The organism is Undibacterium sp. 5I2 (assembly GCF_035019605.1).
GTDB lineage: Bacteria > Pseudomonadota > Gammaproteobacteria > Burkholderiales > Burkholderiaceae_D > Undibacterium.
In genome coordinates, this window is record NZ_JASJVS010000082.1 from 1 (window position 1) to 13,785 (window position 13,785).

Genomic DNA, 13,785 nt, shown 5'->3' on the forward strand with positions numbered 1-13,785 from the left:
TCAATCAGTACGAGAAGCCCTTGCGCTGCATTACGGTAGCCAGAGCCGACAAACCTACGCCATTAGTACTGGCAACCAATGATTTGAACAGCGATGCGCTGACCATTGCCCGGCGCTATAAAGAACGCTGGGATATCGAACTGTTCTTCAAATGGATCAAGCAACACCTGAAGATCAAGCAATTTTTTGGACGCACCGAAAACGCGGTGCGTATCCAGATATTGACAGCACTTATCAGTTATTTACTCGTGGCGCTCTACAAACAGACACATGGCTTAAAACAAAGCCTTTGGGAGTGTCTATGCGTGATTCGCGCCACTCTATTTCAACGACAAGACTTGGAAATCTCTCAATACCGAAAGCGACGAAGAGAAGTAGAAGAAATGGCGCGTTTGCAATTGGGATTATTCTAATGAAATGTCAATTAATTTATTCCGGACAGCAGTGCGCCTACGCAGGAATGACGAGGCGAGAGCACGGGGGAATAACATGTCGACTGAAAACCCTTTTGCGACGGCCTCTGAAGGCCGGGGTTTCAAACCCTAGTCAGATTTTTGATGAAGTAGAGTAAGGGAGTGTCGCCGCTGCCGCTGACACGCCCGAGCAGGCGCGATTATAAAAACCGGTCGAGGATTTTGCGGCTGTGTTTATCCATCGCGGTAAAATCGCGAATCAGAAAACCGATGCCGTGATTATCGGTAATCAACAGCGCAGCGCTACCGATGCGGCGAATATCTTCGTCGCCTTTGAGGATAAATTCGGTCTCACCACGATCAGTACTGACGCGCCAAGTACATGGCACGGAAAAACTGCTGACGCTACTGATGTGCTCGATTTCCGGCATGAATTCGCGACCATCCAACTCTTCCAATACCAAGGCACGCGCCGCTTCGGTCAAATCAGACAAGGCCTCGATCCAAGCCACCTCGCGCCCATCGCTGAGCACGAGTGAAATATGTTCCAACGGCGACTGGATAGGAAAAGCGCGCACCGGGCTCACAGCCTCAAACACTTCACCGGCTTCATTCCGTAACACCAGTCGATCATACGGATCGCGGTGCAAGCTTAATATTGTCGTTGTCATGCTCACTCCTCCACCAGCTCAGCATTGCGTGCCTGTGCTTGATACAAATTATAGTAAGCGCCTTGGCGCGCCATCAGTTCATCGTGATGACCAACCTCGACGACTTCACCACGATCCAGCACCACCAGGCGATCGGCCTTGTGCAGTGTCGACAAACGATGGGCAATCGCGATCGTGGTACGCCCCTGCACCAAGTTGTCGAGCGCTTTTTGGATTTCTTTTTCCGTTTCCGAATCGACCGAAGAGGTCGCCTCGTCCATGATCAGTATGCGCGGATCAATCAGCAAGGCACGCGCGATCGACACCCGCTGCCGCTCACCGCCCGACAAACCTTGGCCGCGCTCACCCACCATGGAGTCATAGCCTTGCGGCAGCCGCAGAATAAATTCATGCGCATGTGCCGCGCGTGCGGCGGCGATGATCTCGCTGCGACTGGCGCTGGGCCGACCGTAGGCAATATTTTCCGCAATCGTACCGAAAAACAGGAATGGCTCTTGCAATACCAAACCGATGTTACGACGATAATCTTCCACCGCAAACGAACGAATATCGACGCCATCCAGCAGAATCGCCCCTTCCGAGACATCGTAAAAGCGGCAAATCAAATTAACCAGGGTACTCTTGCCAGAACCGCTGTGACCGACCAAACCGATCATTTCCCCCGGTTTGATCTGCAGATTAATGCCGCGATTAACCAGGCGGTTACCATAACGGAAGCCAACTTCGCGTAATTCTATGGCACCCTGCACTTGCTTGACCTGCACCGGCTGCTGCGGATCAGGCACGCTTGAAACATGATCAAGAATATCAAAAATACGTTTAGCAGCCGAAGCCGACTTTTGTGTCACCGAAACGATGCGGCTCATGGAATCGATACGACCATAAAAATTGCCGATAAAAGCCACCGCCGCCACCAGCGCGCCGACCGTGATTTCATTGCGTGCGACTTGCCATATACCGAAAGCCCACACCACCAAAATCCCGATATCGGTGAGGAAGGAAACCGTAGGTGAAAACAGCGACCAAATTTTATTGAGCTTGTCGTTGACGATCAAATTGTGGCGATTCGCTTCGCGAAAACGCGCCGCTTCACGTTTTTCCTGCGCGAAAGCTTTCACCACGCGGATCCCGGGGATGGTATCAGACAAAACATTGGTGACTTCACCCCACACCCGGTCGATCTTTTCAAAACCGGTGCGCAGCTTGTCACGCACCAAATGAATCATCCAGGCGATGAAAGGCAAGGGCAAAATGGTCACCAGGGCGAGCTTGGTATTAATTTGCAACAAAGCTACTGCGGTCATGATGAACATCAATACATCGGTGGCAAAATCGAGCAAATGCAGCGATAAATAGACACAAATACGGTCGCTCTCGCTGCCTATGCGCGACATCAAATCGCCGGTACGCTTGCCGCCAAAGTATTCCAACGATAATTTAAGCAAATGTTGGTAAGTAGCGGTACGTAAGTCGGCACCGATACGCTCCGATACCAAGGCCAGAATATAGGTTTTACCCCAACTCAACAGCCAAGCCAGCACGGCCGAACCGAGCAAACCGCCGATATACCAAGTCACCAGTTGTGGATCAACCGTCTGGCCATTTTGATAAGGAATCAATACTTCATCAGTCAAAGGCTTGGTCAGGTAGCGCGGAATCATGTGCGCGGCCGTCCCCAACAACATCAGAGTAAAGCCGATTGCCAACTGCAGCCGGTAAGGATGAGCGAAACGCCACAGTCGCAACAGCGTCCAAGTCGAAGGCGGCGTATGCAGCACCTTGGCACAGATCGGACACTCCTCTTGCTCAGGTTCGAGTACGGCTTTGCAACTAGGACAAATATTTTGCTCTGCCGCCGCCACCGGCAAGCCGCTGACCTGGCTTTGTAATTGCAGGCGGAATTGATCGAGCAAACGGACCGCCAGCAAATTTTGCCCCAGAGTGAAGCGCCAACTGGCCAGCAAACCATGCTCATCACACAAACGCAAGTGACCGACACCGGCATGGTCATGATGCGTAAGTTGCAAACCGTCACGATATTCCCAGCGCTGCCAACTCGCTTCGCCGGCGGCACAAGACAATAAGCCGCGGTCGGTCACCACGACAAAGCCCTTGCGGAAACGCAATTGCGTGTCCAAGTCAACCTCAAAGGCATTGAGCACGTTTTCATCTTGCAGTAATTGAGGCTGTAAGGCAGTTTGCCAGTGCAGCGGCAAACTCACTACAGTTGGTGCAAGATGGATGGGGGTGGTCGTCATCGTCAGAAAAGCTCCGCTGTTACACTTGCCCCTTAGCAATTCGGGGCAGAATTTTTGAAAAAAAAGAAAATAGTCGCCAACCGTGAGCATTTACTAGATTTCCGTTATAGGCCGAAGCCGTATCCCGGAAGCAGCAATTTACGGTATTCTATCGAAAGAAAATAATCAGATGAAGCTGATCAAGAGGGTTTCAGCGATTGCGCTAGAGCGCAAGTATAGCAGCAAGCGCTGTGTTCCCGCCTGCTTTGACAGGCGGATCGTGCTGCAAGCAGATAAAGACCATGCTGATCTGCCTATTTTCCACTTAAATTAGCAATAAAATGCGTGTCGGCAATTCTGATAAACGAATAAAAATTCTAAAAATAAGCAGGCCAGGCTTGAATAAGCTGACCAAGAAGAAATTACTTACATGACGACAAAGAAGAAAGACATCCGCATTCTCCGTGTAACTCATTTGCGCGGACCGAATATCTGGACTTACCGGCCGGTCATCGAAGCTTGGCTCGATATCGGCGCACTCGAAGAGACGCCGTCAGATCAACTGCCCGGTCTGTACCAGCGCCTGACCGGCTACCTGCCAGGTCTGATCGAGCATCGTTGCGGTGTCGGCGAGCGCGGCGGCTTTCTCGAGCGCCTGCGCGAAGGCACTTGGGCCGGACATATACTCGAACATGTGGTGCTGGAATTGCAGAACCTGGCAGGAATGCGCACTGGTTTCGGGCAAACCCGTTCCACCGCCACCGTCGGCGTTTACAAAATGGCCTTTCGCACGCGCGAAGAGCAAGTTGGCCGCGCTGCGCTCGAAGCCGGGCGCGCCTTATTGATGGCGGCCATCAATGATCAAGCCTTCGATCTCGCGAGCCAAGTTGAAGCCTTGCGCGAATTAGTCGATGCGCGTTGCCTCGGCCCGAGCACGGCCAATATCGTCGACGCCGCCACCGATCGCAAAATTCCCTCGCTGCGTCTGACCGATGGCAACTTGGTCCAACTCGGCCACGGTGCCGCACAAAGACGCATCTGGACTGCCGAAACCGACCGCACCAGTGCGATCGCCGAGGGCATCGCGTCTGACAAAGATTTAACAAAAACCCTACTCAAAGCCTGCGGCATTCCGGTGCCGGAAGGCTGTATCGTGCGCAGTGCAGCCGAGGCCTGGGAAGAAGCACAGGATATCGGCCTGCCGGTGGTCATCAAACCGTATGATGGCAACCATGGCCGCGGCGTATCGCTCAATCTGATGAGTGAGGCCGATGTGATTGCCGCTTACGAATTAGCCGCGCGCAAAGGTGACAGCAAGAGTGTCATCGTCGAACGCTTCATCACTGGCGACGAACACCGCATCCTGGTGGTAGGAAATAAAATCGTCGCGGTCGGCCGCGGCGAATCGCTGTGGGTCAGCGGCGACGGCAGCAGCAATGTTACCCAATTGGTCGATGCGCAGATCAACACCGATCCGCGCCGCGGCAGCACCGAAGATTTTCCACTGAATGCGATCAATCCGGCCGTCGCGGCCGAGGTGGTACTGGAATTGAAACGGCAAGGCATGACGGCCGACTCGGTACCGTTGGCGGCGCAAAAAGTACTGATACAGCTCAATGGCAATGTCGCCCATGATGTCACCGACGACATTCATCCCGACATCGCGGCGGCCGCCACGCTGGCCGCGCGCATCATCGGTCTCGATATTGCCGGAGTCGATCTGGTAGTCGAAGATATCTCGAAACCGCTGACACAGCAACGTGGAGCGATCATCGAAGTCAATGCCAGCCCGGGCTTGCTGGCGCATATCAAACCGGCCAACGGCCCCGGCCGCGAAGTCGGCAAAGCCATCGTTGACCATTTATTCGCGCCGCAAGAGAATGCCCGCATCGCCATCGTTGGGGTCGCCGGTACGCGTGGCACCAGCCTGATTGCACGCATAGTCGGTGCCTTGTTACATGTCGACGGCAAACAAACCGGGGTAGCCTGCCAGCAGGGGCTGTATCTGAATAAACGCCAAGTCACCGCCGGCCCGTGTGCCGACTGGGAAGCCGGTCAGCGCCTGCTGATCAATCGCTCGGTCCAAGCGGCGGTATTTGAAACCAATGCCCGCGCCATCCTCAGCGATGGTCTGGCGTATGACAAATGCAGCGTTGGCGTTGTCACCGACATGGCAGGCTTTGAAGAATTAGCGGAATTCCACATCCACGATGCCGAGCAGATGTTGAAAATTATGCGTACTCAGGTTGATGTGGTGTTACCGGAAGGTTTCGCGGTTCTCAACGGTGCCGATGCGGCCGTCGTCGAACTCGCCCCACTGTGCGACGGCGGCGTGATATTTTATGCGCTCGACGGCGAACTGCCGACGCTGCGCGCGCATCGCGCGGCCGGTGGCCGGGTACTGTTTACGCGTGATTCGCAGATCGTCTTGGCCGAAGGTGAGCAAGAAACCGCTCTGTTGCCACTGGCTGTACTCAAACCGTCCAAAGTCGCGCAAGCTGAAAGCCTGTTAGCTGCCATCGCTGCCGCCTGGGCCTTGAACATCAGTCCGGAACTGATTGCCGCTGGCCTGAGGACCTTTGATTCAAGCTACACCGCGTCTTTTTAAAACTTACCGCGCAGCCTGGTGTTGCCCGCCAGTACCGCCAATTTGATTTACATTGTCACAGGCGGCGCCACAAACATGTCGGCGCCACCTGATTCAAGCCCCTTTCAACAGGATGAAGTTTTATGGAAGTATCTCGTATCCGTGCCCTGCGTGGTCCCAACCTCTGGAGCCATCATACCGCCGTCGAGGCGATCGTTACCTGCAGCACAAACGAAGCGGCCATCACCGATCTGCCCGGCTTTGAAGACCGCTTGCGCGCCCTGTTTCCGGAATTGAGTATCTTGCAGCCGACTGGTCATCACGATGCCATTCCGATTGCCCATGTCTTCGAACTGACCGCGCTGGGCTTGCAAGCTCAGGCCGGCTGCCCGGTGACGTTCAGCCGTACCACGCAAACACTGGAACCGGGAATTTTCCAAGTCGTAGTCGAGTACTCGGAAGAAGCGGTCGGCCGCCTGGCAGTGGAATTAGCGGAACAACTGATCGCTGCCGCCCTCAACAACCATGCCTTCGACCTCGCTGCGGCGCTCGAACAATTGCGTGAACTCGATGAAGATGTCCGTCTCGGCCCCTCAACCGGCGCGATCGTTGACGCTGCCTTGGCACGCAACATCCCCTACCGTCGTCTGACAGACGGCAGCTTGGTGGTATTCGGCTGGGGCAGTCGGCAGCGAAAAATTCAAGCGGCTGAAATGGATGGAACCAGTGCGATTGCCGAAGCCATTGCACAGGATAAAGAGCTGACCAAAAAATTACTGCACGCCGCCGGTGTGCCGGTGCCGCTCGGCCGTATCGTCAACAGCGCGGCCGATGCCTGGGCTGCGGCGCTGGAAATCGGCGTACCGGTGGTGGTCAAACCGAAAGATGGCAACCAGGGTAAGGGCGTGACGGTGAATGTCACCACGCGTGAACAACTGGAAGCCGGTTACCATGCTGCCTGTGAATTTCGCGACGACGTCTTGGTCGAGCGCTTCTTACCCGGCAATGATTTCCGCCTGCTCGTGATCGGTAACAAACTCATCGCTGCCGCTCGACGCGACCCGCCACAAGTAGTCGGCAATGGCAAGCAATCAGTGCGCCAACTGGTCGAACAAGTGAATAAAGATCCGCGCCGCGGCAGCGGTCACTCAACTTCGATGACCAAGATACGTTTCGATGACATCGCGCTGGCGAGTCTGGAAAAACAAGGCTTTCACGCCGAATCGGTACCGCCGAAAGGGCAGCGCGTGATCTTACGAAATAACGCTAATCTGTCCACCGGCGGCGGCGCCACCGATGTCACCGATGATGTCCATCCGGAAGTCGCCGCGCGCGCCATCGCCGCGGCCCAAATGATAGGACTGGACATCTGCGGCGTCGATCTGGTGTGCGACAGCGTGCTCAAACCGATAGAATTGCAAAACGGCGGCATCGTTGAAGTCAATGCTGCGCCCGGCTTGCGCATGCATTTATCACCCTCGTTCGGTAAAGGCCGCGCAGTGGGCGAAGCGATTGTCAATGCCATGTTTGAAGAAAGCGAAGACGGCCGCATTCCCATCGTCGCCGTCACCGGTACTAATGGCAAAACCACCACAGTACGCTTGATCGCCCATTTGCTCAGCGCCAGCGGCTTACGCACCGGTATGACCAATACCGACGGCGTCTACGTCGCCGGTCATCAAATCGACAGCGGTGACTGCAGCGGCCCGCGCAGCGCCCGCAATGTGCTCTCGCATCCGGACGTCGATGCCGCCGTATTCGAAACGGCACGCGGCGGTGTTCTACGTGAGGGCTTGGCGTATGATCGCTGCCAAGTCGCCGTCGTCACCAATATCGGTTCCGGCGACCACCTCGGCCTCAATTACATCACCACAGTCGAAGACTTGGCTGTCTTAAAACGCGTGATCGTGCAAAACGTCGCCGATAATGGCTATGCCGTCTTGAATGCCGCCGACCCTATCGTTGTCAGCATGGCGGCCAATTGTCCATCGCCGGTGATCTTCTTTGCTGCCGACCCGTATCACCCGGTTATGACCACCCATCGCGCCCAGGGCAAGCGCACGGTCTACATCGATCGCAGCGAACTCGTCGCGGTCGAAGGAAAAACCCGTCACAGCATTGCTTTGGCCGAGATTCCGATTACCCGCCACGGCAGCATCGGCTTCCAAGTCGAAAATGTGATGGCCTCGGTAGCGGCAGCCTGGGCCGTCGGCATCAGTTGGGACGCCATCCGCGCCGGCTTGAAATCCTTCGCCAACGAAGCCGATAATGCACCCGGACGTTTCAATGTCTTCAACTACCGCGGTGCCACCGTCATCGCCGACTATGGACATAATCCGGACGCCATACTGGCCCTGGTCAAAGCAGTCGAAACCATGCCAGCCAAGCGCCGTTCCGTCGTCATCAGCGGTGCCGGCGACCGGCGCGATCAAGATATTCGCCAACAAACAGAAATTCTCGGCGAAGCCTTTGACGATGTGGTGCTGTATCAAGACCAGTGTCAACGCGGTCGCGCCGATGGTGAAGTGGTGGCCTTGCTGCGTGAAGGCTTGAAAACTGCCAGTAAAACCACGCGCATCGATGAAATTACCGGCGAATTCATCGCCATTGATCTGGCGCTGGAACGGCTGGGCGAAGGCGATCTGTGTTTGATCCTGATCGATCAAGTGGAAGCCGCGCTAGAGCATATTGCCGCACGCGTTGCTGCCGGTTAAATTATTTAATTTACAAAAAAATGCCGGAATAACAAGCCGGCATTTTTCTTTTCCACAGCAAATACGAATTCAACATCATTAACATTGGGAAACGGTCGTTTTCGTATAGAATTAACGGGAAAGATTTGTCCTGCAGCAAAAGCACACGGGGAAACAATGGCTGAAACAGAATCACTGTACAAGAATAAAGTCATGTTGCTTACGCAAAGCTTCTTTATTAAAGATAATAAAGATGAGCTATTGCTCAGCGCGCACAAATATGATTTTGACATCTTGTTCTTCGATCAAATGCGTGACTTCGTCGAGACCGTACAAAACTCGCAAGGCAATGATTTGTTCGTCATCGATCTCGATGTGCTTTACAACATGCAAATCGATATGCAGCAACAGCGGCGCCAAACCATGTTCCTCAGCGATTTGTTGCAAAGACTGCCAGCACGTCACAATTACGTCTACCTGCAAACAGTACGCCAAGGCGAACGCTTTTTGCTGCAACAAAAATTAGTCGACAGCAATTGCCTCGCCTATGCAGAAAAACCGATCACCAACGACATGTTGATCGACAAATTATTCAATTTATTCGGCTTACATCAACGCGGCGAAACCAACACCATTGTCTATCTCGGTGAGCAAGCGCCGCTCGACCTGGCTCTGTTGGCCGCTGAGCGCGTTGAAGTGATCACCTCACAAGATGCGCGCTCACTGCATCTGTTGGTGAAAGAAACCCAGCCAGATATCGTGCTCATTGATGAGGCCAAGTATCTTAATACCGAAGCCTTGGTACGAGTTTTGAAAAAAAACATAGAATTCGATCTGGCCCGCGAAATCATTTTAATGCAGAAAACTGCCTCCGCCGAGCTGGCAAGACAAGCACTCAACAGCGGTTTCGATGAAATTTTTACGGCGCTCGAAGATGACATCATCACGCGTCAATTGCTCAACCGTATCAACAAAATCCGCGCCAGTAAAGACTTGATCAGTCGCGACCGTGCCACCGGCTTGCTCAACAAAGTAGGCTTGCAAACCAAGGCCCTGGAACAAATTCGCCAAGCCAGTCGCAGCGATACGCCGCTCACCTACGGCATCATCGACATCGATAAATTCAAAACCATCAACGATACCTGGGGTCACTACTTCGGTGACATCGTCATCAAACGCCTGTCCTTGGTCTTATCGGCACTGCTGGGCCAACACGATTTGCTCAGTCGTTTCGGCGGCGAAGAATTTGTCATCTTGTTCGCCAATTGCACCCTGGCCGAAGGGCAGAAGAAACTCGACCTGATGCGCGAAGCATTCGGCAAAGTAGTTTTTGAAGTCACCCCCGGCGAACATCGCCAATTCAGTTTCAGCGGTGGCGTCGCCGCCTTCCCTGCTTGCAAGACTGAAAATGAAATGTTCTTGCAAGCCGATGCCATGCTGTATCAGGCCAAACAAGGTGGACGCAACCGGATTTGCAGCCAAGCCGACTAAGCGCCGGCTGGTATCCTCGCTTAAGCAGGGGCAATCACCGCGCTGACATCATGGCCGCCAGCGCCGAATAACTGCCGCTTGAGCTGCGCCAAACCATCGCGCACTTGGGCGGCTTTTTCAAACTCCAGATTTTTCGCATGCTCTTGCATGAGTTTTTCCAAACGCTTGATTTCACGGCTGATCTGCTTCTCGCTCATCAACTCATACTTCGCCTGTTCCTGCGCCGCTGCCAATTCTTCGCGCGCTTCCTGCGGTTTATAGACGCCGTCGATAATATCCTTGATCTGCTTGCGAATACCGGTAGGCGTAATATTATTTTCCAGATTGAAGGCCAGTTGTTTATTACGCCGCCGTTCGGTTTCTCCCATGGCGCGGCGCATGGAATCGGTCACTTTGTCGGCATACAGAATTGCCTTCCCATGCAAATTCCGCGCGGCCCGCCCTATGGTCTGTATCAAGCTGCGTTCAGAGCGCAAGAAACCTTCTTTGTCGGCATCGAGAATCGCCACCAGCGAAACCTCTGGAATATCCAAACCTTCGCGCAGCAAATTGATACCAACCAGCACATCAAAGGTACCGAGGCGCAGATCGCGAATAATCTCCACCCGCTCCACCGTATCAATATCACTGTGTAAATAGCGTACCTTGATGCCGTTTTCGCCTAAAAACTCAGTCAATTGTTCCGACATACGCTTGGTCAGCGTGGTCACCAAGACGCGCTCATTTTTCGCTACCCGATCGACGATCTCATTGATCAAATCATCGACCTGGGTCAGCGCCGGCCGCACTTCAATCTCGGGGTCAACCAAACCGGTCGGCCGCACCACTTGCTCGACCACTTGATCGGCATGTTGATGCTCATACTCGCCTGGTGTGGCCGAGACAAAAATCGTTTGACGCAATTTACTCTCGAATTCAGCAAATTTGAGCGGACGATTATCGAGTGCCGAGGGCAAGCGAAAGCCGTAATCCACCAAATTGGTTTTGCGCGCGCGGTCGCCGTTGTACATGCCGTTGAGTTGCCCGGTCAAGACATGCGATTCATCGAGAAACATCAAGGCATCGGCCGGCAGATAATCAACCAAGGTCGGCGGCGGCTCGCCGGCTTTGGCACCGCTCAAATGACGCGAATAATTTTCGATGCCCTTGGTAAAACCGATCTCAGCCATCATTTCGAGATCGAAGCGGGTGCGTTGCTCAATCCGTTGCTCTTCGATGAGCTTATTCTCGCGGCGGAAAAATTCCAAACGCTCGCGCAATTCGACCTTAATCGTTTCTATCGCCCGCAACACCGTCTCGCGCGGGGTAACGTAATGTGAGCCGGGATACACCGTGAAACGCGGAATTTTTTGCTTGATCCGACCGGTCAGCGGATCGAATAATTGCAAATTCTCGATTTCATCATCGAACATCTCTACCCGCACCGCCAACTCGGCATGTTCGGCTGGGAAGATATCAATCGTGTCACCACGCACGCGGAAGGTGCCACGCCCGAAGTCGATTTCATTACGCGAATATTGCATCTGTATCAGGCGCGCGATCAAGTCACGCTGACTGACCTTGTCCTTGGCGCGCAAGGTCAGAATCATCTTATGGTATTCGTTAGGATTACCGATACCGTAAATCGCCGAGACGGTGGCGACGATGATCACATCGCGCCGCTCCATGAGCGACTTGGTGCACGACAAGCGCATCTGTTCGATATGCTCATTGATCGCCGAATCCTTCTCGATGAACAAATCACGCTGCGGTACATAGGCTTCAGGCTGATAGTAATCGTAGTAACTGACGAAGTACTCGACGGCATTACGCGGGAAAAATTCGCGGAACTCACTGTACAACTGCGCCGCCAAAGTCTTGTTCGGCGCAAAGATGATGGCCGGGCGACCGGTACGCGCAATCACATTGGCCATCGTATACGTCTTGCCGGAACCGGTCACGCCAAGCAAGGTTTGGAACGACAAACCGTCATCCAAGCCTTCAACGAGTTTAGTAATCGCCGCCGGTTGATCACCGGCCGGCTGGAACAATTGATAGAGCTGAAACGGCGAATCGGGATAAGAAACGAATTTCGCTTCATCAAGTCCTTCGGATAATGCAACTGAATTCACTGGTGCAACCGCCATGATGCTATGACCTTTGTTAAAATAGAGGTTCTTACTTACTCTGAAAAATTCGAACGCGCCAAGTTTGTGCCAAAGTTTTCCGCCAACCGCGCGAAAACCCTCGTATCAGGCCCGGTTTACCCTGCCGGAGATCGTCAAGTAAGTCATGTAATACGCATTGAGTAACATTTCAAGCTTCTTTTGTCGGTGACGACAAACAATTTTCCATATTATCACGATGACCGCTGCTACCCACTCTCCCCTGTTTTCCGCCATAGAAATGGCACCCCGCGACCCGATCTTGGGCATCACTGAAGGCTACAATGCTGATCAGAATCCAGCCAAGGTCAACCTCGGTGTCGGTGTCTATTACGATGACAATGGCAAAGTACCTTTGCTCGAATGCGTAAAACAAGCCGAAGCCCTGATGATTGCCAAATTCAGCCCGCGCACGTATTTGCCTATCGAAGGTTTGGCGGCTTACGATAAGGCCGTGCAAGAATTGGTCTTCGGCGCAGACAGCGCGGTCATCACAGAAAAACGCGCGATTACCGCGCAAGCGATAGGCGGCACCGGTGCCTTGAAACTCGGCGCCGACTTCCTGCAACGTTTCTCCCCGCAATCGCAAGTCTGGATCAGCGATCCGAGCTGGGAAAACCATCGTGCCCTGTTCGAATCGGCCGGCTTCACCGTCAATACCTACCCCTACTACGATGCGGCCACGCGCGGCGTCAATTTTGACGGCATGCTGGCAGCCTTACGCGCCATGCCAGCCGGTGCCATCGTCTTGCTGCACGCCTGCTGCCACAATCCTACCGGGGCCGATCTGACGGCCGCACAATGGACCGAAGTCATCGCCGTCGTCGTCGAACGCGGCCTGATTCCCTTCCTCGACATGGCTTACCAAGGTTTTGGTGATGGCATCGACGCCGATGGCGAAGTGGTACGCCGCTTTGCCGCAGCCGGCGGAGCACTGTTTGTTTCGAACTCGTTCTCCAAATCTTTCTCACTGTATGGCGAACGCGTCGGTGCCCTGAGCATCGTCGCTGCCGATGCCGCCCAAGCCAGCCGCGTCATGTCACAATTGAAGCGCGTGATTCGCACCAATTACTCGAATCCACCACTGCACGGCGGTCAAGTTGTCGCCACCGTGTTGGCAACGCCGGAATTGCGCCAATTGTGGGAACAAGAACTGGCGGCGATGCGCGTACGCATACGCGGCATGCGCGAAACCTTCGTCGCCGAACTCAAAAAACATGCGCCTGCCCATGACTTTGATTTCGTCATGCGTCAACGCGGCATGTTTTCCTACTCCGGCTTGAGCAAACAACAGGTTGAAAGCCTGCGCGCCGAGAACTCCATCTATGCCGTCGATACCGGCCGCATCTGCGTGGCGGCCCTGAACAATAAAAATATCGACTACGTGATCGCTGCGATCGCCAAAGTTTTGTAAGTCCCACGCGCCGCACCATTGACAAGTGATGGTTCGGCGCATATAATCTTTGTCTCTGTTCCCTGATAGCTCAGTTGGTAGAGCGACGGACTGTTAATCCGCAGGTCCCTGGTTCGAGTCCAGGTCGGGGAGCCA

General features: G+C 54.0%; 8 protein-coding genes and 1 tRNA gene. 6 read left to right on the forward strand and 3 right to left on the reverse strand.

What is annotated here, in order from left to right:
• Window positions 1–20: 20 nt before the first annotated feature.
• Window positions 21–413: a transposase gene (locus tag QN359_RS18235; RefSeq protein ID WP_416352104.1), complete on the forward strand. Its 393-nt coding sequence runs from the start codon at window positions 21–23 to the stop codon at window positions 411–413.
• 200 nt (window positions 414–613) lie between these two features.
• On the opposite strand, the gene QN359_RS18240 is transcribed toward QN359_RS18235, so the two are convergent.
• Both QN359_RS18240 and QN359_RS18245 read right to left on the reverse strand, forming a co-directional pair.
• The gene (locus QN359_RS18240; RefSeq protein WP_322248996.1) at window positions 614–1,084 is read right to left on the reverse strand and encodes a DUF1854 domain-containing protein; all 471 of its coding nucleotides are present in this window, start codon (window positions 1,082–1,084) and stop codon (window positions 614–616) included.
• A 2-nt stretch (window positions 1,085–1,086) separates the two neighbouring features.
• The gene (locus QN359_RS18245) at window positions 1,087–3,342 is read right to left on the reverse strand and encodes an ABC transporter ATP-binding protein (protein WP_322248997.1); all 2,256 of its coding nucleotides are present in this window, start codon (window positions 3,340–3,342) and stop codon (window positions 1,087–1,089) included.
• A gap of 409 nt (window positions 3,343–3,751) precedes the next feature.
• Between QN359_RS18245 and cphA (QN359_RS18250) the strand changes: the two genes are divergently transcribed.
• The 3 genes from cphA (QN359_RS18250) (at window position 3,752) to QN359_RS18260 (ending at window position 10,092) form a co-directional block, all read left to right on the forward strand.
• Window positions 3,752–5,929: a cyanophycin synthetase gene (cphA, locus tag QN359_RS18250; protein ID WP_322248998.1), complete on the forward strand. Its 2,178-nt coding sequence runs from the start codon at window positions 3,752–3,754 to the stop codon at window positions 5,927–5,929.
• Between the two features lie 122 nt (window positions 5,930–6,051).
• Complete coding sequence (gene cphA, locus QN359_RS18255; RefSeq protein WP_322248999.1) at window positions 6,052–8,622, forward strand: cyanophycin synthetase; 2,571 nt, start codon at window positions 6,052–6,054, stop codon at window positions 8,620–8,622.
• 156 nt (window positions 8,623–8,778) lie between these two features.
• Complete coding sequence (locus QN359_RS18260) at window positions 8,779–10,092, forward strand: GGDEF domain-containing protein (RefSeq protein ID WP_322249000.1); 1,314 nt, start codon at window positions 8,779–8,781, stop codon at window positions 10,090–10,092.
• 20 nt (window positions 10,093–10,112) lie between these two features.
• Here QN359_RS18260 and uvrB read toward each other — a convergent pair whose 3' ends face one another.
• Window positions 10,113–12,218: an excinuclease ABC subunit UvrB gene (gene uvrB / locus QN359_RS18265; protein ID WP_322249001.1), complete on the reverse strand. Its 2,106-nt coding sequence runs from the start codon at window positions 12,216–12,218 to the stop codon at window positions 10,113–10,115.
• A 217-nt stretch (window positions 12,219–12,435) separates the two neighbouring features.
• Here uvrB and QN359_RS18270 point away from each other — a divergent pair, with 217 nt between their 5' ends.
• Entirely contained in the window at window positions 12,436–13,650 is a 1,215-nt protein-coding gene (locus tag QN359_RS18270) for an amino acid aminotransferase (protein ID WP_322249002.1), read from the forward strand.
• Window positions 13,651–13,709: 59 nt separating this feature from the next.
• A tRNA-Asn gene (locus QN359_RS18275) sits at window positions 13,710–13,785 on the forward strand.

Coding starts and splice junctions, on each gene's coding strand:
- QN359_RS18240 (WP_322248996.1), bottom strand. CDS start 1,084: ATGACAACGACAATATTAAGCTTGCACCGCGATCCGTATGATCGACTG.
- QN359_RS18245 (WP_322248997.1), bottom strand. CDS start 3,342: ATGACGACCACCCCCATCCATCTTGCACCAACTGTAGTGAGTTTGCCG.
- cphA (WP_322248998.1), top strand. CDS start 3,752: ATGACGACAAAGAAGAAAGACATCCGCATTCTCCGTGTAACTCATTTG.
- cphA (WP_322248999.1), top strand. CDS start 6,052: ATGGAAGTATCTCGTATCCGTGCCCTGCGTGGTCCCAACCTCTGGAGC.
- QN359_RS18260 (WP_322249000.1), top strand. CDS start 8,779: ATGGCTGAAACAGAATCACTGTACAAGAATAAAGTCATGTTGCTTACG.
- uvrB (WP_322249001.1), bottom strand. CDS start 12,218: ATGGCGGTTGCACCAGTGAATTCAGTTGCATTATCCGAAGGACTTGAT.
- QN359_RS18270 (WP_322249002.1), top strand. CDS start 12,436: ATGACCGCTGCTACCCACTCTCCCCTGTTTTCCGCCATAGAAATGGCA.